General features: G+C 48.1%; 5 tRNA genes and 1 rRNA gene. All 6 read left to right on the top strand.

Annotation, left to right across the window (positions count from 1 at the left end):
* Positions 1 to 141 precede the first annotated feature (141 nt).
* The 6 genes from rrf (at position 142) to ACK1U5_RS15080 (ending at position 691) form a co-directional block, all read left to right on the top strand.
* Positions 142 to 257 (top strand): 5S ribosomal RNA (gene rrf, locus ACK1U5_RS15105).
* A 5-nt stretch (positions 258 to 262) separates the two neighbouring features.
* Positions 263 to 338 (top strand) — tRNA-Val (locus ACK1U5_RS15100).
* 8 nt (positions 339 to 346) lie between these two features.
* Positions 347 to 430, top strand: a tRNA-Tyr gene (locus ACK1U5_RS15095).
* An 11-nt stretch (positions 431 to 441) separates the two neighbouring features.
* Positions 442 to 516 (top strand) — tRNA-Gln (locus ACK1U5_RS15090).
* A 4-nt stretch (positions 517 to 520) separates the two neighbouring features.
* Positions 521 to 596: transfer RNA gene (locus ACK1U5_RS15085), tRNA-Lys, on the top strand.
* A 14-nt stretch (positions 597 to 610) separates the two neighbouring features.
* Positions 611 to 691 (top strand) — tRNA-Leu (locus tag ACK1U5_RS15080).
* Positions 692 to 701 lie beyond the last annotated feature (10 nt).

Raw genomic sequence — 701 nt, 5'->3', positions numbered from 1 at the left:
GTGGAGCTGACGAATACTAATAGATCGAGGACTTAACCATATAATATGAAGCAATGTTATCTAGTTTTGAAAGAATATAAAAAACTTGTTGACTTTAAAAGTTAAATAAGTTACAATGATTCTTGTCTTAAATGAATACAGTCTGGTAATGATGGCAGAGAGGTCACACCCGTTCCCATACCGAACACGGAAGTTAAGCTCTCTAGCGCCGATGGTAGTTGGGACCTTGTCCCTGTGAGAGTAGGACGTTGCCAGGCAATATGGAGGATTAGCTCAGCTGGGAGAGCACCTGCCTTACAAGCAGGGGGTCGGCGGTTCGATCCCGTCATCCTCCACCATATATGTCGGAGGGGTAGCGAAGTGGCTAAACGCGGCGGACTGTAAATCCGCTCCTTCGGGTTCGGCAGTTCGAATCTGCCCCCCTCCACCATTCTTAATTAATGGGCTATAGCCAAGCGGTAAGGCAACGGACTTTGACTCCGTCATGCGCTGGTTCGAATCCAGCTAGCCCAGCCATTAAGAGCCATTAGCTCAGTTGGTAGAGCATCTGACTTTTAATCAGAGGGTCGAAGGTTCGAGTCCTTCATGGCTCACCATTTTAATGAAATATGCGGGTGTGGCGGAATTGGCAGACGCACTAGACTTAGGATCTAGCGCCTTTGGCGTGGGGGTTCGACTCCCTTCACCCGCACTTTTAATAA

It is taken from the genome of Bacillus sp. XB1, from assembly GCF_053557995.1.
Note: the sequence above shows the minus strand (reverse complement) of the source record. Positions and strands in the feature narration are given on the sequence as shown.